Annotated in this window: 21 protein-coding genes; 7 read left to right on the forward strand and 14 right to left on the reverse strand. The window is 72.3% G+C overall.

The window, feature by feature from the left end; genetic code table 11:
- Positions 1 to 6 precede the first annotated feature (6 nt).
- The 3 genes from ABD981_RS36000 to ABD981_RS36010 all read right to left on the reverse strand — a co-directional run bounded on the left by ABD981_RS36000 (position 7) and on the right by ABD981_RS36010 (position 2595).
- Positions 7 to 303: a DUF4193 domain-containing protein gene (locus ABD981_RS36000; RefSeq protein WP_003955561.1), complete on the reverse strand. Its 297-nt coding sequence runs from the start codon at positions 301 to 303 to the stop codon at positions 7 to 9.
- Positions 304 to 699: 396 nt separating this feature from the next.
- Positions 700 to 1935: a sensor histidine kinase gene (locus ABD981_RS36005; RefSeq protein WP_046911484.1), complete on the reverse strand. Its 1236-nt coding sequence runs from the start codon at positions 1933 to 1935 to the stop codon at positions 700 to 702.
- A 6-nt stretch (positions 1936 to 1941) separates the two neighbouring features.
- Positions 1942 to 2595: a response regulator transcription factor gene (locus ABD981_RS36010; RefSeq protein ID WP_046911485.1), complete on the reverse strand. Its 654-nt coding sequence runs from the start codon at positions 2593 to 2595 to the stop codon at positions 1942 to 1944.
- 348 nt (positions 2596 to 2943) lie between these two features.
- Between ABD981_RS36010 and ABD981_RS36015 the strand changes: the two genes are divergently transcribed.
- Positions 2944 to 3117, forward strand: coding sequence for a hypothetical protein (locus ABD981_RS36015; protein ID WP_165591022.1), 174 nt, complete (start codon positions 2944 to 2946; stop codon positions 3115 to 3117).
- Positions 3118 to 3200: 83 nt separating this feature from the next.
- Here the strand turns inward: ABD981_RS36015 and ABD981_RS36020 are convergent, their stop codons facing one another.
- Both ABD981_RS36020 and ABD981_RS36025 read right to left on the reverse strand, forming a co-directional pair.
- Positions 3201 to 4001, reverse strand: a complete 801-nt coding sequence (locus ABD981_RS36020) for an inositol monophosphatase family protein (protein ID WP_046911488.1) — start codon at positions 3999 to 4001, stop codon at positions 3201 to 3203.
- A gap of 44 nt (positions 4002 to 4045) precedes the next feature.
- The gene (locus tag ABD981_RS36025) at positions 4046 to 5173 is read right to left on the reverse strand and encodes a ferrochelatase (protein WP_345530519.1); all 1128 of its coding nucleotides are present in this window, start codon (positions 5171 to 5173) and stop codon (positions 4046 to 4048) included.
- A 160-nt stretch (positions 5174 to 5333) separates the two neighbouring features.
- On the opposite strand from ABD981_RS36025, the gene ABD981_RS36030 reads away from it, so the two are divergent.
- Together ABD981_RS36030 and ABD981_RS36035 are read left to right on the forward strand one after the other, a co-directional pair.
- Positions 5334 to 6596: an MFS transporter gene (locus ABD981_RS36030; RefSeq protein WP_046910836.1), complete on the forward strand. Its 1263-nt coding sequence runs from the start codon at positions 5334 to 5336 to the stop codon at positions 6594 to 6596.
- The gene (locus ABD981_RS36035; RefSeq protein WP_046910835.1) at positions 6535 to 7875 is read left to right on the forward strand and encodes a D-arabinono-1,4-lactone oxidase; all 1341 of its coding nucleotides are present in this window, start codon (positions 6535 to 6537) and stop codon (positions 7873 to 7875) included. Before ABD981_RS36030 ends, ABD981_RS36035 begins: the two co-directional genes overlap by 62 nt.
- A 3-nt stretch (positions 7876 to 7878) precedes the next feature.
- Here ABD981_RS36035 and ABD981_RS36040 read toward each other — a convergent pair whose 3' ends face one another.
- On the reverse strand, positions 7879 to 8658 hold the full coding sequence (locus tag ABD981_RS36040; protein WP_240495418.1) for a hypothetical protein: 780 nt from the start codon (positions 8656 to 8658) through the stop codon (positions 7879 to 7881).
- A gap of 454 nt (positions 8659 to 9112) precedes the next feature.
- Here ABD981_RS36040 and sepH point away from each other — a divergent pair, with 454 nt between their 5' ends.
- Positions 9113 to 10168 (forward strand): septation protein SepH, encoded by a 1056-nt coding sequence (gene sepH / locus ABD981_RS36045; protein ID WP_123955018.1) that lies wholly within the window; start codon positions 9113 to 9115, stop codon positions 10166 to 10168.
- Between the two features lie 73 nt (positions 10169 to 10241).
- On the opposite strand, the gene ABD981_RS36050 is transcribed toward sepH, so the two are convergent.
- Entirely contained in the window at positions 10242 to 11069 is an 828-nt protein-coding gene (locus tag ABD981_RS36050; RefSeq protein WP_046910832.1) for a sulfurtransferase, read from the reverse strand.
- A 210-nt stretch (positions 11070 to 11279) separates the two neighbouring features.
- Between ABD981_RS36050 and ABD981_RS36055 the strand changes: the two genes are divergently transcribed.
- Positions 11280 to 12056 (forward strand): VOC family protein, encoded by a 777-nt coding sequence (locus ABD981_RS36055; RefSeq protein ID WP_046910831.1) that lies wholly within the window; start codon positions 11280 to 11282, stop codon positions 12054 to 12056.
- A gap of 98 nt (positions 12057 to 12154) precedes the next feature.
- Here ABD981_RS36055 and ABD981_RS36060 read toward each other — a convergent pair whose 3' ends face one another.
- From ABD981_RS36060 to ABD981_RS36070, 3 genes are read right to left on the reverse strand one after another with little or no spacing between them, the layout of a single operon-like run.
- On the reverse strand, positions 12155 to 13429 hold the full coding sequence (locus ABD981_RS36060; protein ID WP_046910830.1) for a polysialyltransferase family glycosyltransferase: 1275 nt from the start codon (positions 13427 to 13429) through the stop codon (positions 12155 to 12157).
- Positions 13430 to 13431: 2 nt separating this feature from the next.
- Positions 13432 to 14397 carry a glycosyltransferase family 2 protein gene (locus ABD981_RS36065; protein WP_046910829.1) on the reverse strand — a complete coding sequence of 322 codons (966 nt, stop codon included), beginning with the start codon at positions 14395 to 14397 and terminating at the stop codon, positions 13432 to 13434.
- 48 nt (positions 14398 to 14445) lie between these two features.
- Complete coding sequence (locus ABD981_RS36070) at positions 14446 to 17076, reverse strand: YfhO family protein (protein ID WP_046910828.1); 2631 nt, start codon at positions 17074 to 17076, stop codon at positions 14446 to 14448.
- A 254-nt stretch (positions 17077 to 17330) separates the two neighbouring features.
- Here ABD981_RS36070 and ABD981_RS36075 point away from each other — a divergent pair, with 254 nt between their 5' ends.
- Entirely contained in the window at positions 17331 to 18323 is a 993-nt protein-coding gene (locus ABD981_RS36075; RefSeq protein WP_046910827.1) for a GlxA family transcriptional regulator, read from the forward strand.
- Between the two features lie 13 nt (positions 18324 to 18336).
- On the opposite strand, the gene ABD981_RS36080 is transcribed toward ABD981_RS36075, so the two are convergent.
- Positions 18337 to 18939 carry a thymidine kinase gene (locus ABD981_RS36080; RefSeq protein WP_123955016.1) on the reverse strand — a complete coding sequence of 201 codons (603 nt, stop codon included), beginning with the start codon at positions 18937 to 18939 and terminating at the stop codon, positions 18337 to 18339.
- Between the two features lie 40 nt (positions 18940 to 18979).
- Here ABD981_RS36080 and ABD981_RS36085 point away from each other — a divergent pair, with 40 nt between their 5' ends.
- A complete protein-coding gene (locus ABD981_RS36085; protein WP_046910826.1) occupies positions 18980 to 20662 on the forward strand; it encodes a recombinase family protein in 1683 nt (560 codons plus the stop codon).
- Positions 20663 to 20872: 210 nt separating this feature from the next.
- Here ABD981_RS36085 and ABD981_RS36090 read toward each other — a convergent pair whose 3' ends face one another.
- The 3 genes from ABD981_RS36090 to ABD981_RS36100 all read right to left on the reverse strand — a co-directional run bounded on the left by ABD981_RS36090 (position 20873) and on the right by ABD981_RS36100 (position 23399).
- Positions 20873 to 21520 (reverse strand): thymidine kinase, encoded by a 648-nt coding sequence (locus ABD981_RS36090; RefSeq protein ID WP_046910825.1) that lies wholly within the window; start codon positions 21518 to 21520, stop codon positions 20873 to 20875.
- Positions 21521 to 21600: 80 nt separating this feature from the next.
- Positions 21601 to 22806 (reverse strand): alkaline phosphatase family protein, encoded by a 1206-nt coding sequence (locus ABD981_RS36095; RefSeq protein ID WP_046910824.1) that lies wholly within the window; start codon positions 22804 to 22806, stop codon positions 21601 to 21603.
- Complete coding sequence (locus ABD981_RS36100; RefSeq protein ID WP_046910841.1) at positions 22806 to 23399, reverse strand: DUF5998 family protein; 594 nt, start codon at positions 23397 to 23399, stop codon at positions 22806 to 22808. Before ABD981_RS36100 ends, ABD981_RS36095 begins: the two co-directional genes overlap by 1 nt.
- Positions 23400 to 23419 lie beyond the last annotated feature (20 nt).

The following is a 23419-nucleotide window of genomic DNA, read 5'->3' on the forward strand; positions in this document are numbered from 1 at the left end:
CCGATCTCAGTCGCAGTCGCGGCAGATCGGCTGGCCGTTCTTCTCCCGAGCCAGCTGGCTGCGGTGGTGCACGAGGAAGCAGCTCATGCAGGTGAACTCGTCGGCCTGCTTGGGCAGGACCCGGACGGCCAGCTCCTCGTTCGAGAGGTCGGCGCCGGGCAGCTCCAGGCCTTCGGCGGCCTCGAACTCGTCGACGTCGACGGTCGAGGTCGACTTGTCGTTCCGGCGGGCCTTCAGTTCTTCAAGGCTGTCCGAGTCGACGTCGTCGTCGGTCTTGCGTGGGGTGTCGTAATCCGTTGCCATGTCGCTCTCCCCCTCTGGGTGGTTTGCGGTGTCTCCAGCGCACGTAACGCGTGAGAGGCCGGACTTGTGCCCGACCCGAGGCGGAGATTTTGCCTCACATCAAGGTCTGTTACTCAATCGACACCCAATCCGCCCTCTCATGAGTGAGCGGCTTTGGGTGGCGAACCGGACCGTACACGGTCCGTCGGCCGTCCCTCTCGGGTGCCACCCCGTGTACTTCCCGCCGATCGGACCCCTGGAAACCCGGACTTTTCCGGGTTTTTTGAGGGAATTCGCGATCACGGAGAGTGGAGGTTCGGACACCCATTCCTGTGATCGATCACACAGGACCATCTCAGGAACGAGGATCGGAAATTCCGCGCAAAGCGAACAGATCCGGTCGGCTCGTGCAGTGTGTCAGATCGGCAGAGTGACACGCATCACGAGGCCACCGCCCTCGCGGGGCTCCGCGATGATACGGCCACCGTGGGCACGCGCGACGGAGCGCGCGATCGACAGGCCGAGGCCGACGCCCTTGTCGCTCCCGGTGCGCTCCTGCCGGAGGCGCCGGAATGGCTCGAAAAGGTTGTCGATCTCGTACGCGGGGACCACCGGGCCCGTGTTCGTGACCACCAGGACCGCCTGGCCGTTCTGGGTCTCGGTGGTGACCTCGGCCCAGCCGCCCTCCGGGAGGTTGTACCGGACGGCGTTCTGCACCAGGTTCAGGGCGATCCGCTCCAGCAGCACGCCGTTGCCCTGGACGACCGCCAGGGCGCGCTCGCCCCGGATCTCCACGCCCTTGGCCTCGGCCTCCGCGTGCGCCTGGTCGATGGCGCGCGAGGCCACCTCGGCCAGGTCGACGGGCTTGCGCTCGATGATCTGGTTGTCGCTGCGGGCCAGCAGCAGCAGGCCCTCGACCAGCTGCTCGCTGCGCTCGTTGGTGGCCAGCAGCGTCTTGCCGAGCTGCTGGAGCTCCACCGGCGCCGCCGGGTCGGAGAGCTGGACCTCCAGCAGGGTGCGGTTGATCGCGAGCGGGGTGCGCAGCTCGTGCGAGGCGTTGGCGACGAAGCGCTTCTGGGCGCTGAAGGCCCGCTCCAGGCGCTCCAGCATCTCGTCGAAGGTGTCCGCGAGCTCCTTCAGCTCGTCGTCCGGGCCGTCCAGCTCGATCCGGCGGGACAGGTCGGATCCGGCCACCTGGCGGGCGGTCCGGGTGATCCGGCCCAGCGGGGAGAGCACCCGGCCCGCCATCGCGAAACCGAACGCGAAGGCGATGATGCTCAGGCCGAGCAGGGCGAACAGGGAACGGCGCAGCAGGTCGTCCAGGGCCAGGTCGCTCTGGTGGCGCAGGCACATCGTGACGGCGTTGCTGAGCGTCTCGGTGTTGGGCTCCGTGGGCAGCTGGCACCAGTCGGTGGTCGGCGTGATCGTGCCGCTGACGACCTTGAAGGGCAGCTGGGAGGTGCTGTCCCGGAGGGCCTGCGCGGTGAACAGGTAGATGATCGCCAGCAACAGGATGCCGGCGATCAGGAACATCCCGCCGTACAGCAGCGTGAGTCTTATCCGGATCGTCGGGCGCAGCAGCGGCCGGACCGGGTCCCGGGGGTCCCAGGTCGGCTTCGGGGGCGCGTGGAGCGGCGCCGGGGTCTGGGCCATGGGGGATCAGATCCGGTAGCCGGAGCCGGGCACCGTGACGATGACCGGCGGCTCGCCGAGTTTCCGGCGCAGGGTCATCACGGTGACGCGGACCACGTTGGTGAACGGGTCGGTGTTCTCGTCCCAGGCCTTCTCCAGGAGCTGCTCGGCCGAGACGACGGCCCCCTCGCTGCGCATCAGGACCTCCAGGACGGCGAACTCCTTGGGTGCCAGCTGGACCTCCTTGCCGTCGCGGAAGACCTCGCGGCGGTTGGGGTCCAGCTTGATGCCGGCGCGCTCCAGGACGGGCGGCAGCGGCACGGTGGTGCGACGGCCCAGGGCACGCACGCGGGCGGTGAGCTCGGTGAAGGCGAAGGGCTTCGGCAGGTAGTCGTCGGCGCCCAGCTCCAGGCCCTCGACGCGGTCGCTGACGTCGCCGGCGGCGGTGAGCATCAGGACCCGGGTGGGCATGCCGAGCTCGACGATCTTCCGGCAGACGTCGTCGCCGTGGACGAGCGGGAGGTCCCGGTCGAGCACGACGACGTCGTAGTCGTTGACCCCGACCCGTTCCAGGGCCGCGGCGCCGTCGTACACGACGTCGACGGCCATCGCCTCCCGGCGCAGTCCGGTGGCCACCGCATCGGCGAGCAGCTGCTCGTCCTCGACGACGAGTACACGCACGTCTCTGAGTCCTCTCCTGGTGCCCTGGTCCGGACCGCGGACGGGGCGGGTCTGCGCACTGACTGTGCGTGTCCATCCTGCCCCGAACGCGCGTAAACCGGCCGTAAGACGGCGTCGCGGGCCGCCGCGGAGGGCGCGGCTCGCGCCGTGTCGGGAAGAATTCACCTGATTCGCGGGCCAGTTGAGGTTTCTGTGAGGAAAGGGCTGGGGAGGACGACTGCACACCCCGCGATCACGCCCTGTAGGTGGCACGCCACCTACCGCTCTCTGTCCCCCAGAGGTAGCAGTGTGTGATCCGCCCACCCCCGGCACTCCCCGTGCCACCGACCCACGACGAGGGGGCGCACGATGGACGCTTTCACCGCAGGCCTGCTGCACCGCATCAAGGCCGCTCAGTCCGACCTCACGCGCGCTCGTGAGACGGGCGACGACTTCCTCGCGGACGTCGAGCAGGCCGAGCTGGACGACCTGCACCGCCTGGCCGCCGAACACGGCGTGGAGGTCGGCGCGCGCTGCGCCTGACCCCCAGGATCCGGCAGGACATGGGTGGGCCCCCGGTGCCGTCGGCGCCGGGGGCCCACCCATGTCCGTACGGGGCGCGCGTGTCAGTCGTGCCAGGCCCCGGCCTCCTCCAGGAACTCCTGGAGCGGCCCGAAGACGCCCTCGGAGGCCGCCAGCACCAGCTCCCCCGACGCCCGCTCACCCGGACGGCCGCCGGTCAGGGCGCCCGCCTCGCGGGCGATGAGGTCGCCTGCGGCCAGGTCCCAGGGGTTGAGGCCGCGCTCGTAGTACGCGTCCAGGCGCCCGGCGGCGACGTCGCAGAGGTCGATCGCCGCGGAGCCGCCGCGGCGGATGTCGCGGACGCGCGGGATGAGCCGCTGGGCGACGTCCGCCTGGTGGGCGCGGCGGGTCTGGACGTAGGCGAAGCCGGTGCCGACGAGGGCCTGGTCGAGCTCCGGGGAGGGGCGGACGGCCAGGCGCCGGTCGCCCAGCCACGCGCCGCCGCCGAGGACGGCGTGGAAGGTCTCGCCGCGCAGCGGGACCTCCACGACGCCGACGACGCTCTCCCCGTCGCGCTCGGCGGCGATGGAGACGGCCCAGGTCGGCAGGCCGTAGAGGTAGTTCACGGTGCCGTCCAGCGGGTCGATCACCCAGCGGATCCCGCTGGTGCCGGGGCTGGCGGCGCCCTCCTCGCCGAGGAAGCCGTCCTGGGGGCGGTGCTCGGAGAGGAAGCCGGTGATCAGCTTCTCGGCGGCGATGTCCATCTCGGTGACGACGTCGATGGGGCTGGTCTTGGTCTTGGCCACGGCCAGGTCGTCCGGCCGGCCGTCACGCAGCAGCGCTCCGGCCCGGCGCCCGGCCTCCAGGGCCAGGTCGAGCAGCTCCCGCAGCAGCGGATCGGTCACGCGGGACTCGCGGGACTCGGGGGAATCGGTCACGGGAGGGCTCCTCAGGCGTACGGGCTGTCGGCGCCGGCCGCCGCGGGGCGCTCCGCGCGGGCGGGGCAGCAGCCGATCGGGCAGAGGTCGTGCGAGGGGCCGAGCGCGCCCAGGGCGCAGCGCTCGGCGCGCTGCCCGCGTTCGGTGGCGGCGCGTTCCAGGACGAGGTCGCGCACGGCCGCCGCGAACCGCGGGTCGGCCCCGACGGTCGCCGAGCGCCGGACCGGGAGGCCGAGCTCGGCGGCCTTGGCGGTGGCCTCGGTGTCGAGGTCGTAGAGGACCTCCATGTGGTCGGAGACGAAGCCGATGGGCACCATGACGACCGCGGGCGCCCCGGCGCCGTGCAACTCCTCCAGGTGCTCGCAGATGTCAGGTTCCAGCCACGGGACGTGCGGGGCGCCGCTGCGCGACTGGTACACGAGCTGCCAGGGGTGTGCGACGCCGGTCTCCTCGCGGACGGCGTCGGCGACCAGCCGGGCCACGTCCAGGTGCTGCTTCACGTAGGCGCCGCCCTCGCCGTGGTCGGCGACGGGGCCCGAGGTGTCGGCGGCGGAGTCGGGGATGGAGTGCGTGGTGAACGCGAGGTGCGCCCCGGCCCGCACGGACGGGTCGAGCTCGTCGAGCGAGGCGAGGACGCCCTCGACCATGGGGCGGACGAAGCCGGGGTGGTTGAAGTAGTGCCGCAGCTTGTCGATGCGGGGCAGCGGGAGTCCCTCCGCTTCCAGCTCGGCGAGGGAGTCCGCCAGGTTCTCGCGGTACTGGCGGCAGCCGGAGTAGGAGGCGTAGGCGCTGGTGGCGAGGACGGCGATGTGACGCCGGCCGTCGGTGATCATCTCGCGCAGGGTGTCGGTGAGGTACGGCGCCCAGTTCCGGTTGCCCCAGTAGACCGGCAGGCCGAGGCCGGCCTCGGCGAAGTCCGCGCGCAGGGCGTCGAGCAGCGCGCGGTTCTGGTCGTTGATGGGGCTGACGCCACCGAAGAGGAAGTAGTGCTGCCCCACCTCCTTCAGCCGTTCCTTGGGGATGCCACGGCCGCGGGTCACGTTCTCCAGGAACGGGACCACGTCGTCCGGGCCCTCGGGGCCCCCGAAGGAGAGCAGCAGCAGGGCGTCGTACGGGGCGGGATCGAGCTCGTCGGACATGGCACCGATCCTCCCACCCGCCTCCGACGGCCGAAGGCGCGCCCCGACCGAAAAAGTGGGTGACCGGACCAGTTCAACACCGTAGGCTTTAGCTATTAATTACACGTGTTGAGCCGACACGTGTGGACTCGCCGCCCTGCCAGGAAGCCCGGAGATCCCCTTGCCCAGTCCCTATCGCGCGATCTTCGCGGCCCCCGGCAGTACGGCCTTCTCCCTCGCCGGCTTCCTCGGCCGGATGCCGCTGTCCATGATGGGCATCGGCATCGTCACCATGATTTCGCAGGTCACCGGCCGGTACGGGCTCGCCGGAGCGCTCTCCGCGACCCTCGCCGCCTCCGCCGCCGTGCTCGGCCCGCAGATCTCCCGGCTGGTCGACCGCTACGGCCAGCGCCGGGTGCTGCGCCCGGCGACCCTGATCTCCCTCGCCGCGGGGGCCGGCCTGCTGCTCTGCGTCCAGCAGCAGGCCCCGGACTGGACGCTGTTCCTGTTCACCGCCTTCATCGGCTGCGTGCCCAGCGTCGGCGCGATGACCCGGGCCCGGTGGGCGGACATCTACCGCGGCGAGGCCCAGCGGCTGCACACGGCGTACTCCTGGGAGTCGATCGTCGACGAGGTGTGCTTCATCTTCGGCCCGATCATCTCGATCGGCCTGTCGACCATCTGGTTCCCGGAGGCCGGCCCGCTGCTCGCCGCCGTCTTCCTCGCCATCGGCGTCTTCTGGCTCACCGCACAGCGCGCCACCGAGCCCGCCCCGCACCCGCGCAGCGCCCACGGCGGCGGCTCCGCGCTGCGCTCCCCCGGGCTCCAGGTCCTCGCGCTCGCCTTCGTGGCCACCGGAGCCGTCTTCGGCTCGGTCGACGTCGTCACGGTGGCCTTCGCCGACGAGCAGGGCCACAAGGCCGCCGCGAGCCTGGTCCTCGCCGTCTACGCGCTCGGTTCCTGCGTCGCCGGCGCCGTCTTCGGACTGCTCCACCTCAAGGGCGAGCCGTCCGTGCGCTGGCTCGTGGGCGTGTGCGCGATGGCCGTGAGTATGATCCCCCTCCTACTGGCCGGGAACCTGCCGTTGCTGGCCGTGGCGCTCTTTGTCGCGGGCCTCTCCATCGCGCCGACGATGGTGACCACCATGGCCCTCGTCGAAGCGCACGTACCGCGCACCCAGCTGACCGAGGGCATGACCTGGACCGGGACCGGCCTCGCGGTCGGCGTGGCGCTCGGCTCCTCGGCCGCCGGCTGGGTGGTCGACGCCTCCGGGGCGGAGGCGGGGTACGTGGTGCCCGTCGCCTCGGGTGCGCTCGCGGTCGCGGTGGCGCTCCTGGGCCACCGCCGGCTGCGCAGGCCGGTGCCGACGCGGGAGGGGCAGAGTGGGCGAGAGCACGACACAGCGCTGGGGGAAGAGCGGGCCGACGAGCGCCACATGGCGTAACTGGGCGGGGAACGTCACCTCCCGCCCGGTGCGGGAGGTGAGCCCGGCCTCGGCCGAGGAGCTCGCCGACGCCGTGCGCAGGGCGGCCGAGGACGGCCTGCGGGTGAAGACGGTCGGCACCGGCCACTCCTTCACCTCGATCGCGGCGACGGACGGGGTGCTGGTCCGGCCCCATCTGCTCACCGGGATCCGCCGGATCGACCGCGAGGCGATGACCGTGACCGTGGAGTCCGGCACCCCGTTGAAGCGGCTCAACGTGGCCCTGGCCCGGGAGGGCCTGTCGCTCACGAACATGGGCGACATCATGGAGCAGACGGTCGCCGGGGCAACCTCCACGGGCACCCACGGCACCGGGCGGGACTCGGCCTCGATCGCCGCGCAGATCCGCGCGCTCGAACTGGTCACCGCCGACGGCCGTCTGATGACCTGCTCCCCCACGGAGAACCCCGAGGTCTTCGCCGCCGCCCGGATCGGCCTCGGCGCGCTCGGCGTGGTCACCGCCCTCACCTTCGCCGTGGAGCCGGTCTTCCTGCTCACCGCGCGGGAGGAGCCGATGTCCTTCGACCGGGTGACCTCGGAGTTCGACGCGCTCCACGCGGAGAACGAGCACTTCGAGTTCTACTGGTTCCCCCACACGGACAACTGCAACACCAAGCGCAACAACCGCAGCACGGGCCCCGCCGCCCCGCCCGGGAAGCTGAGCGGCTGGGTCGAGGACGAGCTGCTCTCCAACGGGATCTTCCAGGTCGCCTGCGCGGTCGGGCGCGCCGTACCGCCGCTCATCCCGTCGATCGCGAAGGTCTCCAGCCGGGCCCTGTCGGCCCGTACGTACACCGACATCCCCTACAAGGTGTTCACCTCGCCGCGCCGGGTGCGCTTCCTGGAGATGGAGTACGCGCTGCCGCGCGAGGCGGCCGTGCCGGCGCTGCGCGAGCTCAAGGCGATGGTGGAGCGCTCGCCGCTGAAGGTGAGCTTCCCGGTGGAGGTGCGGACGGCGCCCGCCGACGACATCGCGCTCTCGACCGCCTCGGGCCGGGAGTCGGCGTACATCGCCGTGCACCTGTACAGGGGAACGCCCCACCGTGCGTACTTCACCGCGGTGGAGCGCATCATGACCGCCCACGGCGGCCGGCCGCACTGGGGCAAGGTGCACACCCGGGACGCCGCCTACTTCGAGAAGGCCTATCCGCGGTTCGCCGAGTTCACGGCGCTGCGCGACCGGCTCGACCCGGAACGGCGGTTCGGCAACGACTACCTGCGCCGGGTCCTGGGCGACTGACCGTCACCCGGCTCCGCCGGCCGCCTGGTCCTGGGCGGTCGGCGGAGCCGTCGGCGGAGTGGTCGGCGGCGTCGTCGGGGGCGGGGTGGTGGCGCCGCCGGTGGGCTCGGCCGACGTCGAGGGCGTCGGCGTGGGGGCGGGCGGGGTCGTCGGGGCCGTCGGGTCCGGGGTGTCCGGATCCGACGGGGTGGTGCCCGGCGTCGGGGTCCCGCCGCCCTTCTGCTCCTGCCGCCCGCCCTCGCCCGGCACCGAGGACGGCGCGCCGCCCCCGTCCGGCCGCTGCCCGCCGTTGTCGCCGCCGGGGCCGCGGACGGCGGAGCCGAAGGTCGTGGTCCCCTTGGTGCCGCTGAGGTCCTGACCGGAGGTCAGCTCGTACGCGGTGATGCCGCCCATCGCGAGCAGGAAGACCGCGGCGGCGCCGACGGCGGAGCGCTTCCAGCCGCGGACCCGGGTGCCGTGCGTGGTGGGCTCGCCGAACTCCTCGCTGCAGGGCTCCTGCCCGTACGCGGCGGGGAGCTGCTGCCCCTTCGGCCTGCCCGCGGCCGTGGCCCCGCGCATCTGCTGACCGGTGCTCTTGAAGAGGTGCTGGAGCAGCGGACCGCCGCAGGTGGCGATGACACTGATCACACCGGCGCCGAGGATGGTGCCGTAGACGCCCAGCGTGGAGGCCAGCTTGGCGGCGACGACCGCCGCGACGGCACTGCCCGCGACCTGAGCCACACTCAGGTCGAATCGTTTCTTCTCTTCCGTGGCCTCCGTGCCGGGATCCGGCCTGTCACGCATGTCCAACCCCTGCTTGTTCATTCGTTCCACCGTGCACCCAGAAGGGACAGATGAACGAAGGGATTAGTTCCGTTTCTGGTGCTTCTGTGAAGAGGGACACGCGCACCGGGAGATCGCGGAGACTCAACTCCCGTACCCCCCGAGAAGTTGGGCGGCGCGCCGGTCCACCCAGGTGGCCCGAATGGAGTACTGTGGCGAACCCTGGGTCCGGATTCCCCCACGGGTGTCCGGAATCGACGGAAGGGGGCCGAAGGTGGCACTCGAACCGGCGGCGCCATGGCACCGCACGGACGCCCGCGACGCAGCGTGACGACCTGTCACTCTGGGTGGCGAAAAGGCAACCGTGTCACAGCGGCGTTCCAGGGTCCAGGCCCGACACGCCGGGCAACTCGGCAGGGTTGTGGCAGGCTGCACCCGGGCAGGCCACACTCGACTAGCGGAAGCAGCGACGCACGTGACGTCGGCAGGCACCACCCGGGAGGTTCCCATGCCCGAACTGCGTGTCGTGGCCGTCTCGAACGACGGCACACGACTGGTGCTGAAGGCTGCTGACAGCACGGAGTACACGCTTCCGATCGACGAGCGGCTGCGCGCCGCCGTGCGCAACGACCGCGCGCGCCTCGGGCAGATCGAGATCGAGGTGGAGAGCCACCTCCGTCCCCGCGACATCCAGGCACGGATACGTGCGGGTGCGTCCGCGGAGGAGGTCGCACAGCTCGCCGGCATCCCCGTCGACCGGGTCCGGCGCTTCGAGGGCCCGGTGCTCGCCGAGCGCGCGTTCATGGCCGAGCGGGCCCGCAAGACCCCGGTACGGCGTCCCGGCGAGAACACCGGCCCCCAGCTCGGCGAGGCGGTGCAGGAGCGGCTGCTGCTGCGCGGCGCCGAGAAGGACACCGTGCAGTGGGACTCCTGGCGGCGTGACGACGGCACCTGGGAGGTGCTGCTCGTCTACCGGGTCGCCGGCGAGGTGCACACGGCCAGCTGGACGTACGACCCGCCCAGGCGGCTCGTCCAGGCCGTCGACGACGAGGCGCGGGCGCTGATCGGCGAGACCGACGACACCCTCGCCGCCGTGCCGGAGCCGAGCTTCCCCTTCGTCCCTCGGATCGCCCGGCTGCCCCGGGACAGGCCGCTGGACCGCGCGCTCGACCGCCAGATGGAGCGGGCGCCCGTGCCGGCCCCCGAGCCGGAGGAGGAACGCGACTCCCTGACCAGCCTCCTGGAGGCGGTCCCGAGCTTCCGCGGCGACATGGTCGTCCCCGAGCCGGCCGACACGGAGCCCTCCGACGAGGCCGAGGCCGAGGAGCCCCCGGCTCCCGCGGCCTCCGCGGGCGCGGGCTCGGCGTACGCCGACGTCCTGATGCCCCGCGCGGTGTCGGGTCACCGCGACCGCCTCACCGGCACCACCGACCGCCAGGCCGAGGCCGACGGCGTCCGCCCGGGCCGCCGCGCGGCGGTCCCGAGCTGGGACGAGATCGTCTTCGGCACGCGGCGGAAGAAACAGGACTGACGCTTCCCGTACGGGGAAGGGGTCCGCGCCACCGGAACGGCGCGGGCCCCTTCGTCGTGCCCGAGGGCGTCGGCTACTGCGGGTCGGGCCCGGTGGCCACCGGGCGGGCCGGGTCGGAGGACCACTCGGACCAGGAGCCGGCGTAGAGCGCGGCGGGGAAGCCCGCGATCTCCAGCGCGAGCACCTCATGGGCGCCCGACACGCCCGAGCCGCAGTAGACGGCCACCTCGGGGGCCTCGGCGGCTCCCAGGGCGGCGAAACGCGCCCTGAGGGCGTCCGCGGGCAGGAAGCGGCCGTCGGCGGCCACGTTCTCCGTCGTCGGGGCCGAGACCGCGCCCGGGATGTGCCCGCCGATCCGGTCGATGGGCTCGACCTCGCCCCGGTAGCGCTCCCCCGCGCGGGCGTCCAGGAGCAGGCCCGAGCGGGCCAGGGAGGCGGCGGCGTCCGCGTCGAGCAGACCCAGGGCGCCCGGCTCGGGCGTGAAGTCGCCGGGCTCGGGGGCCGGGGTGTCCTTCGACAGCTCTCCCGTCCACGCGGCCAGGCCGCCGTCCAGCACCCGCACGTCCGGGTGACCCGCCCAGCGCAGCAGCCACCAGGCGCGGGCCGCGCCCCAGCCGAGGCCCCCGTCGTAGACGACGACCGGGCGGCCCGCCGAGACACCCGCGCGGCGCATCACGGCGCCGAAGGCGGCGACGTCCGGCAGCGGGTGCCTGCCGCCGCTCCCGGGCGGGCCGGCGAGGTCGGCGTCCAGGTCCACGTACACGGCGCCGGGCAGGTGGCCGGCCTCGTACTCGGGCCGTCCGGGCGGGCCGCCGAGCGTCCAGCGGACGTCCAGGAGCACCGGGGGCGTCGCCCCGGCCGACTCGCTCACGAGTTCGCTTACGGAGATGATGGGCTTCATGGGTGCCATCCTCGCGCAGCCCACCCCCTGAGAACGGCCCTCGCACCGAATCGCCGGGGCGCGCGGCCCGTCCCGTGGTGCAACGATCGGCACGGGACGCCCGACCGGTCCGCGTGTACGACGGGCGGACGGCAGGCAGGACCCGCCGGGGAGCCACTGTGCGGCCCGCCGGCCCCACCTCGTACGGCCACTGGCGAGGAGACGAAGACGATGACCGAGGCGACTCGGCGCACACCCGGTACACCCTGTTGGGTGAGCTTGATGGTGCATGGACTTGACGCGACACGGGAGTTCTACGGAGCGCTGTTCGACTGGGAGTTCGTGCCCGGTCCGCAGCAGCTCGGCCCCTACGTGCGCGCACTGCTCGACGGCCGGGAGGTGGCCGGGATCGGCCAGCTGCCCCCGGACCGGCATCTCCCGATCGCCTGGACCACCTACCTGGCCACCGACGACGCCGACGAGACCGCGGAGAGCATCCGCTGCTGCGGCGGCACCGTCGCGGTCGGACCGCTGGACGCGGGCGAGGCCGGACGCATGGCGATCTGCTCCGACCCGGCCGGCGCCGTCTTCGGCGTCTGGCAGGCCGAGGCCCACCACGGGACCGCGGCGTCAGGACCGCCCGGGACACCCGTCTGGAACGAGCTCCTGACGTACGAGACGGCCTCGGTCGGCAAGTTCTACCGGACGATCTTCGGGTACGAGGTCGAGCCCGTCGTCTCGGCCGACTTCGACTACCTCACCCTCCACCTCGACGGCCGTCCGGTCGCCTCCCTGCACGGCGTGGGCTCCGCCCTGCCCCGCGACAAGGGCGCGCACTGGATGACGTACTTCGAGGTCGAGGACGTGGACGCGTCCGCCCGGCTGGTCACCGAACTGGGCGGCCAGGTGCTGCGCCCGCCCCGCGAGGGTACGGCGGGGCGGCTGGCGCTGGTGGCCGATCCGGAGGGGGCGGTGTTCACGCTGGTGCGGTCGACGGGCGGACGCTAGGACGGGGCGGACGGGGCGGGCACCGGGGCCGGCCGAACGGGCCGGCGGAACGGGGCGACCGCCGGGACGGCCGGATCGGGGATCCGCCCGCGCCGGCCCTACCGGCCGGCCGGAACCCGCAGGTCGAGCTCCCGCAGCCGCTCCGCCGGGAAGTGGAGCTCCTCCCGGTGCTCCCCCAGGTACCCGAGCGTCTCCTCGCGCAGCCCCGGGTGCGCGGTCGGCCGCATGCAGTAGCCGACCGCCCGGACCAGAGGGGCGAGGGTGCCGGGTGCGGCGCCGGGTACACGGGGGGCGGCACCGTCCTCCAGGCCGGGAACGAGGTGGTCGACGACGGTCAGCGGGATGCGGTTGCTGTTCTCGTACGGGGTGAGCCGGGCCAGGACGGTCTCCGTGCCCACGCGGGCGACGGGGACGCCGTAGTAGACGGCGGCCGTCAGCATCGCGGTGGAGAAGCAGCCGACGACGAGCTCCGGCCGGCAGCGCTCGTAGAAGGTCTCCGCGAGCAGGGGGCCGTCCAGGACGGTGAGGGTGACGCCCGCGCGGGCCGCCTCCTCGTGCAGCGCCTGGGAGTGGCGTGCCGGGGCCGTGGGGTGCGGCTTGAAGACGATGCTGCGGTGCCCGGCGGCCGCGGCACCGCGCAGCATGCGTCCGTGCAGCTCCTCCTCCTCGTCGGCGGTGAGGATGCCGAGGACGGCGAGGTACTGGCCGAGCAGCAGGGCGGTGGGCGCGGCGGCGGTCGCGGCGGCGAGCCGGGGGTCGTCCGCCGCGGCGGCGGCGATCTCCCGCAGCACCGCGCGGAAGGCGTCGTCGGGGACGAGCTCGGCCCCGACCCCGTACTCGGTGAGCAGCAGCGGGCGCAGTCCGGGCACCAGGTCGAGGTGGAGGACGCGGCGGATCCGGCAGGCGATGGACTGGGGCAGCTCGTCCCGGGTCGGGCCGTAGCTCATCAGCCCGTCGGCGTAGACCTGGACGGTGCTCTCGGCGAAGACGGCGGCGAGCGCCTTGGCGGGGTTCACCTGGATCGACTCGACGACGAGTTCGACGGTGGCGGCGCCGAGCCCCCAGGCCGTGCGGAAGACGCGCTGCCAGAGCGGGGACTCCTCGGGGCGGGGCGACCAGGAGCCGGGGTGGTGCGGGTGGATCGCCTCGTTCCAGTCGATCACCTCGTCGAAGCGGCCGGCGATCCGCTCGTAGCCGGTCATCGTGGAGAGGCGGAGGGCGGTCTCGGGGATCTCGGCGTTGTTCGAGACGAGCAGGAGGCGGCGGGCTTCGCCGGGGGCGCCGAACTGCCCGGCGTCGAGGGCGGCGGCGACCGTGGCCGCCCCGTACAGCGTCGACACCTGGAAGATCTGGACGCGAGCGTCGGTCGGCATGGTCAGGCGGCCTTTCCGGTGTCGCGCAGGCTCCGGAGGAGGGTGCTGCGGGGGGTGTCCATCGTCGCGAGGGTCCCGTCGAGGACGCCCTGCGGCATCCGCCGCAGGGCGTCGGTCACGTCGCGCCGGAGCCGCTTGGCCACGGCCGGCTCGTACTGGTCGGACTTCGCCGTGTGGAAGGCGATCATCGCGCAGTAGGTGCGGACGGCCTTCGGCAGGAATCGGTCGGCGTCGCGGTCGCGTGCGACCTCTTCGAGCAGCAGGTCGTAGGAGGGAATGAAGTCCAGCTGGCGGTTGTCGGTGATCTGGGTGAGCGAGGTGGTGACCCCGCGCCGGTAGAAGACGCCGTGCAGGGAAAGCGCCGCATAGGTGCGGGCGGTGAGGTGGAGCCGCCAGATCCAGAGGCGGTCCTCGGCGGTGCGCAGTTTCGTCTCGAATCGCGAGGCACCGTTTTCGAACAGGCGCGCGCTGTAAATGCCGAACGGGACGAACGGATAGTCGACCATCGTCACCATGCTGGCCGGGGCGATTCCGTCCCGGGGGTCCATGACGGCGTCGCGCCGCTTCGCCGGGGCGTAGCGGATCTGGCGGGTGCGCGCCGTGGACAGGACGTGGTCGGTGCGCGCGAAGTCGCAGCCCAGGCGGTGGATCCCGGCCGTCATGGCGGCCAGGTGGCCGGGGGCGTACCAGTCGTCGCCGTCGAGGAAGGTGAGGTAGTCGCCGGTGGCCGCGTCGATTCCGGTGTTACGGGCCTGGGCGACCCCGAGATTGGTCTCGTGGCGGATGACCCTGGTCTGCGGAATGCGGTCCTTCCAGCGTTCCAGGAGATCGGGCGTCTCGTCCGTGGAATGGTCGTCCACCAGCAGGAATTCGGTGTCCGCATCCGCATTGTCCGCGAGACTGCGCAGCGTGTCGGGGGCATAGGGCCCGACATTGTGGAAAGGCACGACGACGGACAGTTTCGGCACTCGGGGATCCCCAAATCGCGTACGCGCGTACAGGTACTCGCGGGCAGATTAGACAGTGCTTTTCTCGGCTGGACGAGCCGCGTGTGCACGGGCGGTGAACTCTTGTGGTCCTGCGGGTTCGCGGGTGCGGCGGCGGTGGAGCCACGCCGTGGCCAGGAGGGCGGCGAGGGCGGCGGCGCCGACCGCGCCGCCCAGCTTGAGCCCGGGCGGCCGGAAGGAGCAGGTCACGGAGGTGGCCCGGCCGTCCAGGGGGACGGCGACGAGGCCGAGGCGGCTGCGGGCGGGGGTCAGGGGCGCGTCGCCCGCGGCGCAGCGCCAGCCGGAGACGCGGGGCACGGCGAGGACGGCGGTGCCGGTGCTGCCGGGCGGCAGGTCGGCGGTGAGGGCGTGTCCGGTGGTGCGGACCCCGGTCGCGCCGGTGGCGGTGAGCTGCCGTACGGCGGTGGCGAGGCGATCCCGGTCGAGACAGCCGACGGGGTGCGCGGGCAGCGTGAGCCGGGGCCGGGCCTTGGCCTTCGGCGTCAGCTCGATCCGGACCTCGCCGGTGTCCGGGACGGTGCCGAGCGGCTGCATGGGGGCGAGGACGGACGGCAGCTTGCCGGCGAACGCGGCGGACGGGCGGCCGTCGAGGGCGGCGGCGCCCTGGTACTCGGGGGCCCAGAACCAGACCTGGGAGCCCGCCGGGCACCGCGCGGTGAGGGTGCCCCCGCTCGTGCGGACGTCGGGGACCTCGTACACGGTGTGGCCGAGGAGGCGTTCCTGGCGGACGAAGGCGGAGCCGGCGTCGCCCGTCGGGGGCGCCTCGGGGTGGACGGTGACGAGGGGCGGTGCGGGGCTGTCGGTGACGGTGATCGTGGCCCTGGGCCGCCGGTCGACGGCGAGGGGCGCCTCGGGGGTCGAGCGCATCCGGGTGCCGATGGAGAAGATCGCGTCGGTGACCGGGTTGTCGAGGCTGACGGGGTGCCGGCCCTTGGCGTAGTAGCCGAAGCCGAGGCCGGCCAGGGTCCGGGAGTACGTGTCGGCGGTGAGGCTGCTGTAGTAGTCGGCGCCCTCGCCGCCGACGAGGAGGACGTCGTTGCCGCCGGGGACCTCGCCGGGGTCGGTGCGGTGGCGCGGCCAGGCGTCCTTCTCGGCCACGGCGCGGGCCATGTCGGTGTGCCAGGGGCCGATCCGCGGCGCCCAGGAGACCTTGGCGAGCTGCTGCTCCTCGATGCGCTTGCCGGTGACGAGGGTCTCGCCGGCCTGGGCGGCGAGCAGCAGGACGACGGCGAGGACGGGGAGGGCCTTCCCGGTGCGGCGGCCTGCGAGCAGCGCGGCCGTCGCCGCGAGCACCGCCAGGGCGGCGGCCGCGGCGACGGCGGGATAGGTCCAGCGGTCGATGTCCGCGCTGCCGCGGGCGGCCCAGGCGGCGCCCCCGAGCAGCGCGCCGCCGGCGAGGAGCGCCGGGGGCCGGGGCAGGCCCTGGGCCGTCGACAGCCAGGCGGCGATCAGCAGGAGCCCGCAGAGGACGAAGGTCTGGCGGTACGGGATCCCGTTGGGCGAGGCTCCGGCGTGCCAGAGCAGGTGGGTCGGCTCCCACTGGAGGGACAGCGTGACCAGGACGATCGCGGCCGTCCAGCCGGTCCGGGTGCGGGCCGCGACCGCGCCGTTGAAGGGCAGCGTGAGGGCGAGCGCCAAGGCGGGGGTGCCGATGAACAGCGCCGGGGTGGCCACGCTCGCCGTGGCCGGCAGCAGCCGGGCCAGGACGTCGGTCCAGTCGGCGGGGGCGAAGGCGGTGGGCGGGGTGGGGTCGGCGACCCGGGTGCCGAGGAAGATGACGACGACGAGCGGGGCGGCGAGCCCGATGCCGATGAGGACGCTCCGGGCGGCCCTCAGCACGGCGGCGAGGCGGGCCCGGCGGGCGGTGGCGGCGGGGCCGGACCCGGTGTTCGCGCCCGCGCCCGCGCCCGTACCGGGGTCGGCGGCTCCCCCCGAAGGCGTATCCGCACCGCTGTCGTCGGTCGTCAGGAGGCGGACGGCGAGGACGACGGCGGCGCCGATCGTCGCCATGTACGCCGTGTAGAAGTTGGCGAACCAGGCGAGGGCCACGACCAGCGGGCCGAGGACCGGCCTGCGTCCGCGCCGGGCCCACTCCCCCACCAGGCAGAGCAGCGGGAAGGCGGCGAGGCCGTCCAGCCACATCGGCACGGTGGCGCCGTAGTTGAAGGTCCAGCCGGAGAGCGCGTACGCGGTGCCGAGCACCGCCGCCACGGACCAGGGGCCGCGGCGCAGGGTGAGCAGCAGGGCCGCCATGCCCGCCGCCGCGGTCGCGATCTTGGCCGCGGTGACGACGTACAGGGCGAGTTCGGGCCGGTCGGCCGGGAAGAGGAGGACGAGCAGGTCGAAGGGGCTGCTCAGATAGGTGCCGAAGTCGCCGAGGAAGTTGGATCCGAAGCCCGAGGACCAGTTGAGGAAGAGGTCCCCGTGGGTCTGACCGAGGATCAGCTTCCGCCAGTACGCGTGGAACGGCAGGTACTGCTGCCCCAGGTCGACGATGTTGCGGGTCCTGGATCCGAACGGGTAGCTGCCCGCGAGCGCTCCGGCGAGACAGAAGAGCAGGCCGGTGAGGAGGGCCGCGCCCGCCGCCGCCCGCAGCCTCGGCCGGAACGGGGAGGGCGCGGTCTCGGCAGCGGGTGGCACACGTCCTCCAGGGGCGGGTTCGGCCGGGCGGGTGATCGTCGTAGAGAGGCATTACCGCCGAGCCGCACGACCCGCGACCGAGCGGGAGGAGGTCCCCGGGCGCACCTCAGGTGAACAGCCGGTGCCCGCACCCGCCCGGGCCACCGGAGCGCCGCCCCTCCCCCGGCCATGGACACCGGCGCCCGCGCGATGTCGGTGACGTCCCCTAACATGCGGATCCGGACATCCCGCTCGCCGCACCCGTACGGAGACACATGAGCAGCGTCGGACGACTCGTCGTCATCGTCCTCTTCGAGGGCGTCGACCTGCTCGACGTCACCGGGCCGCCGGAGGTCTTCGCCCTCCTGCGGCGCGAGACGGACGACGCGACGGGCTATCAGGTGCTGCTCGCCGCCGAGACGACGGACCCCGTCACCACCTCGGCCGGGGTGCGGGTGCTCCCGGACATCACCTTCGAGGAGGTGGCCGGGCGCCCGATCGACACCCTCCTGGTGCCCGGTTCGGTCGAGACGGACGACCGGCGCCGCGTGCGGGCCCTGGTCGACCCGGCCGTCGTCACGTGGGTGCGGAAGCTGGCCGGGCGGACCCGGCGGGTGACCTCGGTCTGCGTCGGCGCCCACATCCTCGCCGCCGCCGGGCTGCTGGACGGCAAGCGGGCCACGACCCACTGGTCGACCGCGCAGCAGCTGGCCGCCGAGCACCCGGCGGTCGAGGTCGACGCCGACCCGATCTTCATCCGCGACGGCGACGTGTGGACGGGGGCGGGCATCAGCTCCTGCCTCGACCTGGCCCTCGCGCTCGTCGCCGACGACTTCGGAGAGACGGTGGCGCTGCGGGTGGCCCGCCAGCTCGTGATGTACCTGAAGCGGCCGAGCGGACAGAGCCAGTTCAGCGTCCCCCTCGAACCCGTCTCCACCACCCGCCGGATCGAGGACCTGCGCCACCACATCACGCGCCACCTCGACGAGCCGCTCACGCTCGCGGACCTCGCCGCGGCCGCCCACATCAGCGAGCGCCAGCTCACCCGGATCTTCAAGGCCGAGCTCGGCACGACCCCGAGCGCGTACGTCGAGTCGGCGCGGGTGGAGCGGGCCCGCCATCAGCTGGAGTCCACCGACGCGACCCTCGAACGGATCACGACCCTCTGCGGGTTCGGCACGACGGACACCCTGATCCGGGCGTTCCGCCGGCGCCTCGACACGACGCCCATGGAGTACCGGCGCCGCTTCCGGGCCGTCCCGGACTGAGCCGGGCGGCGCCTCAGCCCTGCGGGACCGGCAGGACGTCCGGGGAGAGGGCGGCCGCACGGGCGGACGCGGCCGTCATCCGGCGCCGGTGGTGGCGACGGCACAGCACCTCGTAGCCGACCTGGTCCCCCGCGTTGACGTCGCCGACCACCACCTGGGCGCCCTCGACGACCATCTCGCCGCCGACGGTGCGCGCGTTGTGGGTGGCGCGCGCGCCGCACCAGCACAGGGCCTCGACCTGGAGCACCTCCACCCGGTCGGCGAGCTCGACGAGCCGCTGCGAGCCCGGGAAGAGCTTGGACCGGAAGTCGGTGGTGATGCCGAAGGCGAAGACGTCGAGTTCCAGGTCGTCGACGACCCGGGCGAGCTGGTCGATCTGCTCGGGCGCGAGGAACTGGGCCTCGTCGGCGATGACGTAGTCGCAGCGCCCGCCCTTCGACAGGTGGGCCACGAGGTACGCGTAGAAGTCGAAGCCCTCCGCGGCCTCGACGGCGTCGGTGACGAGCCCGAGCCGGGAGGAGAGCTTGCCCGCGCCGGCGCGGTCGTCCCGGGTGAAGATCATGCCCTGGAGCCCGCGGGCGGACCGGTTGTGTTCGATCTGAAGGGCGAGGGTTATTTTGCTGAGGCATTCGCCATCTCCTGGCTAGAGTCCCCGCATGCCTCTTCGCGTCTTAGGTTCCCTCCGTCTCTCCGTCGACACGGACGACTCGACCTCCATCCCCCGGCAGCAGGAACACGTACAGCACTGGGTGGACGCACCCGGCCGGGACGCACACGTCGTGGCCTGGGCCAAGGACACAGATGTCTCTGGCGGGCTTCACCCCTTCAAGCGCCCCGGCCTGGGCAAGTGGTTCGACGATGACCACAAGGGCCTCTGGGACGCGCTTTGCGTGATGAAGGTAGACCGGCTGAGCCGCAGGGTCGCCCACTTCAGCGAAGTCGTGCAGTGGTGCCAGGAGAACGGCAAGGTCATCGTGTCGACCCAGGAGGGCATCGACATGTCGACGCCCATGGGCAAGATGTTCGCCCAGATCCTGGCCGTGTTCGCCGAGGGCGAGCTCGACACGATCAGGTCCCGGGCGATCGACGCCGTCCAGACCCGGCTCACGGCCGGAACCTGGGTGGCCGGCCTACCGCCCTTCGGCTACGAAATCGTCCCGGTCGGCCCCGGAGCAGGCAAGCGCCTGGAGCCCATCGACCACTACCGCGAACTCGCAGAAGAGATCGCAAGAAGAGTGCTCGACGGAGAAAGCCTGCGGTCGGTGGCACGCGATCTCACCGCCAGAGGTGAGCCGACTTGGCTGTCGCGCATCCAGCCGAACAGCAAGCGGGCCCAGGAGAGCAAGTGGTCGAACTCGTCGATCCGCGGCCTACTCCTCAACCCCAAAATCGCAGGTCTGTACACCTATAAGGGCGAGATCGTGGAGGACGGCGAGGGCAACCCCCGCCTGATCGCCGACAACCCCCTGCTCGACCTCGCCACTTGGAACAAAGTTGCCCTGAAGCTCCAGGACAACCGCGCCTTCGGCCCGAAGGTCACCAAGAGCAGGGCGATGCTCGTCGGAGTCGCCACGTGCGGCTCGTGCGGGGGGCCGCTGACGAGGGCCGTGTACACCAACCGAAAGCCTTCCGTGGGCGACCGCCCGGCGAAGGAGTGGCACTACTCCCGATACAAGTGCAGCCGCCAGAAGGTTCAGGGCACATGCGCGAGCCCCGCAGCAGTGAACTCGGCAGACTTCGAGGCTGCGTTCACCAACGTGTTCCTGGAGCACATGGGCCACCTCCCCGAAGCACGCGAGTTGGTGGCCGACCTACACGACCCCACATCAGACATCACGGCCACGGAGGCTCGACTCGAACGCCTCAAAGCCGACTTCGGAGCAGGCAAGTACGACGCCCCGGAGAAGGAAGAGGTCTACTGGTCACTTCTGAACTCCCAGTCCGCCAAGCTGGCACGCCTGCGCGGTCAACTGATCGAGTACGAGCAGCAGCGTGGAGAGTTTGCCCTCACCGGACGCACCTTCGCCGACATCTGGAACTCGCGGGACGACGAGGGAAAGCAGCTCTTCCTCAAGCAGCACCAGGTGGCCGTCAAGCTGTACCGCGACCCGATTCCCGGCGAGAAGTTCGGGTTCCTGGTCCAGCTCGGCGACGTAGAGCAAATGGCCAGGGCCGTGCACGTCGAACTGGCCGGCAACCTCGTGCACGGGGTGGCCACGCACAACCTGCCGACGCAGGAGCACCTTCTGGCCGGCCAGCTCGACGAACGGCAGCTTCGCATCGGTATGGACGTGGTCAACGCGATGGAGGCGTCCTTCGGGCTGACCGATCCTCAGTAGCCGGCATGGGCGAGGCGGCACGTGGCTTCAGGGGCATCCGCCACGCGCCGACTCACGCCGAACGCGCTCGATCTCGCTCATGAGGAACTGACGGGCCCTACGCAGGTCGTCCAGGATCTGTGCTGCCCTGTCTACCGGGGTGAGGCACTTCATGCAGTTGGCCAGCATCGCACCGGCCAAGGGCCGGTGGACACACACGGCCCACTGTCGTCAGGCGCGATTGACGGGGAGGACGTCCGGGGAGAGGGCGGCGGCGTGCGCAGAGGCTGAGGTCATGCGGCGACGGTGGTGGCGCCGGCACAGGACCTCGTAGCCGACCTCCACAGGGCGGTTGACGTCGCCGACGACGACCTGCTCGCCCTCGACGACCATCTCCCCGTCGACCGTACGGGCGTTGTGAGTGGCACGTGCGCCGCACCAGCACAGCGCCTCCACCTGGAGCTGCTCGACGCGGTCCGCGAGTTCGATGAGGCGCTGCGAGCCTGGAAAGAGCTTCGTACGGAAGTCCGTCGTGATCCCGAAGGCGAAGACGTCCATGTCGAGGTCGTCCACGATCCGGGCCAGCTGGTCGATCTGCTCCGACGCCAGGAACTGGGCCTCGTCCACGATCACATAGTCTGCTTTTCCACCCTGGGACAGCTCGCCGACCACGTACGCGTACAAGTCCATCGCATCGGTCACCTCGACCGCGTCGGTGACGAGACCCAGGCGGGACGAGAGCTTACCCTCGCCGGCACGGTCCTGGCGGGTGAAGATCACACTCTGCAGACCGCGGGCGGAGCGGTTGTGTGTGATTTGCAGCGCCAGCGTGCTCTTCCCGCAGTCCATCGTTCCGGAGAAGAACACCAGCTCGGGCATGGGAGGTCGGGGACCTTTCGGGTCAGGGGAGTGACGGGGGAAGGGGCGGGCGGGGCGGGAGGCGGTCGGTGGCCGGGGCCTCAGGTGCGTACTTCGAGCAGCGGCACGAGTTGCTCCGCCGCGGTCATCGAACCGTGCATGCCCACCATGGCGGACTCGTTCGGCTCGTTGACGGAGGCCGTGATCGCGAGGTCGTCCTCGGCCGCGGCGACCACGTCGCCGATGCGTCCGTACACCCGCTCGTCGACCTGGTCGCCGAACCAGCCGAGCGCGATCGCCTCGTCCCGGCTCGCCACCCAGAACCGGTCGCCGAGGACCTCGCTCCAGCAGGTGAGGACGTCGGCCTCGGCGCCGGGAACGGCGTAGACGTGCCGGGCGCGGCCCTCGCCGCCGAGGAGGGCGACGCCGGCGCGCAGCTCCCAGTCCTCGTCGAAGTCGATCCGGTGGTCCTCGTCGAAGGGGATGTCGACCATGCCGTGGTCGGCGGTGACGTAGAGCGCGGAGCGCGGCGGGAGCTGCTCGGCCAGGCGCTGGACGAGCCGGTCGACGAACATCAGCTGGCCGCGCCAGGCGTCGGAGTCGATGCCGAAGCGGTGTCCGGCGCCGTCGAGCTCGCTGTAGTACGTGTAGACGAGGGAGCGGTCGCCCCCGGCCAGCTGCTCGGCGGCGAAGTCCATCCGCTCCTCGCCGGACAGCCGACCGTGGAACGTGCCGCCGCTCAGCGCGATCTTGGTGAGCGGGGTGTCCTGGAATATCGGCGAGGAGACCTGGGCGGTGTGGATCCCGGCCTCGTGGGCGAGCTGGAAGACCGTCGGGTACGGCTGCCAGGCGCGCGGCGAGGTCCAGGGCTTCCAGCGGAGCTGGTTCATCAGCTCACCGGTCGCCGGGTTGCGCACGGTGTAGCCGGGCAGGCCGTGGGAGCCGGGGAAGAGGCCGGTGCCGACCGAGGCGAGCGAGGTCGCCGTGGTGGCCGGGAAGCCGGCGGTGAGCGGGCGTCCCGTGCCGCCGCGCGAGCTGCCGAGCAGGGAGGTGAGGTACGGGGCCTCGTCCGGATGGGCCTTGATCTGTTCCCAGCCGAGCCCGTCGATGAGGAAGACGCAGTTGCGGTCGGCGGGGGCGAGCTCGGCGATCCGGGGCTCGAAGCCGGGCACGGCCTGTCCGGCGACGAGCGTCGGGAGCAGGTCGCCGAGGGAACCGCTGCCGTACTCGGGGAGCGGCGCGGTGGCGGGGTCGAGCGGGACGGGTTCGTCCGGCCACCCGTGGGCAACAGCCGTGGGGTGGACCATCAGCGGCTGACCGCGGTGTCCGCGGTGGCTTCGGAGAGCGCCTGGGCGAAGGCCAGGGTCTGGCGGACGGTGTCCGGGCCGTCGCCGGCGTCGCTGACGCGGAGGCTGAGGTCGTCGGCGGTGGAGTTGCCGGTGTAGCCGTGGTCGGCGTCGCAGTTGGGGTCGCCGCAGGCGGCGGGTTCCAGGTCGATGCGGGAGACGGCGCCCCAGCCGATGGTCAGGACGACCTCGCGGGGCAGGGTGCCCGGGGTGTACGACTCCGGGTTGGCGACGACGCGGCTGACGACGATCGAGGAGATCCGGTCGAGCTTCACGGACTCGGTGGAGGTCGTGGCGTACGGCGTCGGGGAGCTGGTGTCGGCGGCCTGCTCGTCGGTGTGGCTGACGATGAAGCGGTGGGCCGTCAGGACGAGGACGGTGACGTGGCGGCGGACCTCGTTCGCGTCGAAGGTGGTCTCCTGGTGGACCACGTACGACGAGACGGCCTCGCCGCCGACGGCGGACTCCACCGCCTCGGCCACGAGGGCCGGGTAGTAGCCGCTGCGCTCGATCGCCGCGCGCAGCCCCTGGGTCGTCGTACCGGTCTTTGCCATGGACTCCATCCTACGGGGCC

The organism is Streptomyces showdoensis (assembly GCF_039535475.1).
Classification (GTDB): Bacteria; Actinomycetota; Actinomycetes; order Streptomycetales; family Streptomycetaceae; genus Streptomyces; species Streptomyces showdoensis.

Excerpts from the sequence above, each read along its gene's own strand:
- ABD981_RS36000 (WP_003955561.1), bottom strand. The coding sequence starts at position 303 with ATGGCAACGGATTACGACACCCCACGCAAGACCGACGACGACGTCGAC.
- ABD981_RS36005 (WP_046911484.1), bottom strand. The coding sequence starts at position 1,935 with ATGGCCCAGACCCCGGCGCCGCTCCACGCGCCCCCGAAGCCGACCTGG.
- ABD981_RS36015 (WP_165591022.1), top strand. The coding sequence starts at position 2,944 with ATGGACGCTTTCACCGCAGGCCTGCTGCACCGCATCAAGGCCGCTCAG.
- ABD981_RS36025 (WP_345530519.1), bottom strand. The coding sequence starts at position 5,173 with ATGTCCGACGAGCTCGATCCCGCCCCGTACGACGCCCTGCTGCTGCTC.
- ABD981_RS36040 (WP_240495418.1), bottom strand. The coding sequence starts at position 8,658 with ATGCGTGACAGGCCGGATCCCGGCACGGAGGCCACGGAAGAGAAGAAA.
- ABD981_RS36050 (WP_046910832.1), bottom strand. The coding sequence starts at position 11,069 with ATGAAGCCCATCATCTCCGTAAGCGAACTCGTGAGCGAGTCGGCCGGG.
- ABD981_RS36055 (WP_046910831.1), top strand. The coding sequence starts at position 11,280 with ATGACCGAGGCGACTCGGCGCACACCCGGTACACCCTGTTGGGTGAGC.
- ABD981_RS36060 (WP_046910830.1), bottom strand. The coding sequence starts at position 13,429 with ATGCCGACCGACGCTCGCGTCCAGATCTTCCAGGTGTCGACGCTGTAC.
- ABD981_RS36075 (WP_046910827.1), top strand. The coding sequence starts at position 17,331 with ATGAGCAGCGTCGGACGACTCGTCGTCATCGTCCTCTTCGAGGGCGTC.
- ABD981_RS36085 (WP_046910826.1), top strand. The coding sequence starts at position 18,980 with ATGCCTCTTCGCGTCTTAGGTTCCCTCCGTCTCTCCGTCGACACGGAC.
- ABD981_RS36090 (WP_046910825.1), bottom strand. The coding sequence starts at position 21,520 with ATGCCCGAGCTGGTGTTCTTCTCCGGAACGATGGACTGCGGGAAGAGC.
- ABD981_RS36095 (WP_046910824.1), bottom strand. The coding sequence starts at position 22,806 with ATGGTCCACCCCACGGCTGTTGCCCACGGGTGGCCGGACGAACCCGTC.
- ABD981_RS36100 (WP_046910841.1), bottom strand. The coding sequence starts at position 23,399 with ATGGCAAAGACCGGTACGACGACCCAGGGGCTGCGCGCGGCGATCGAG.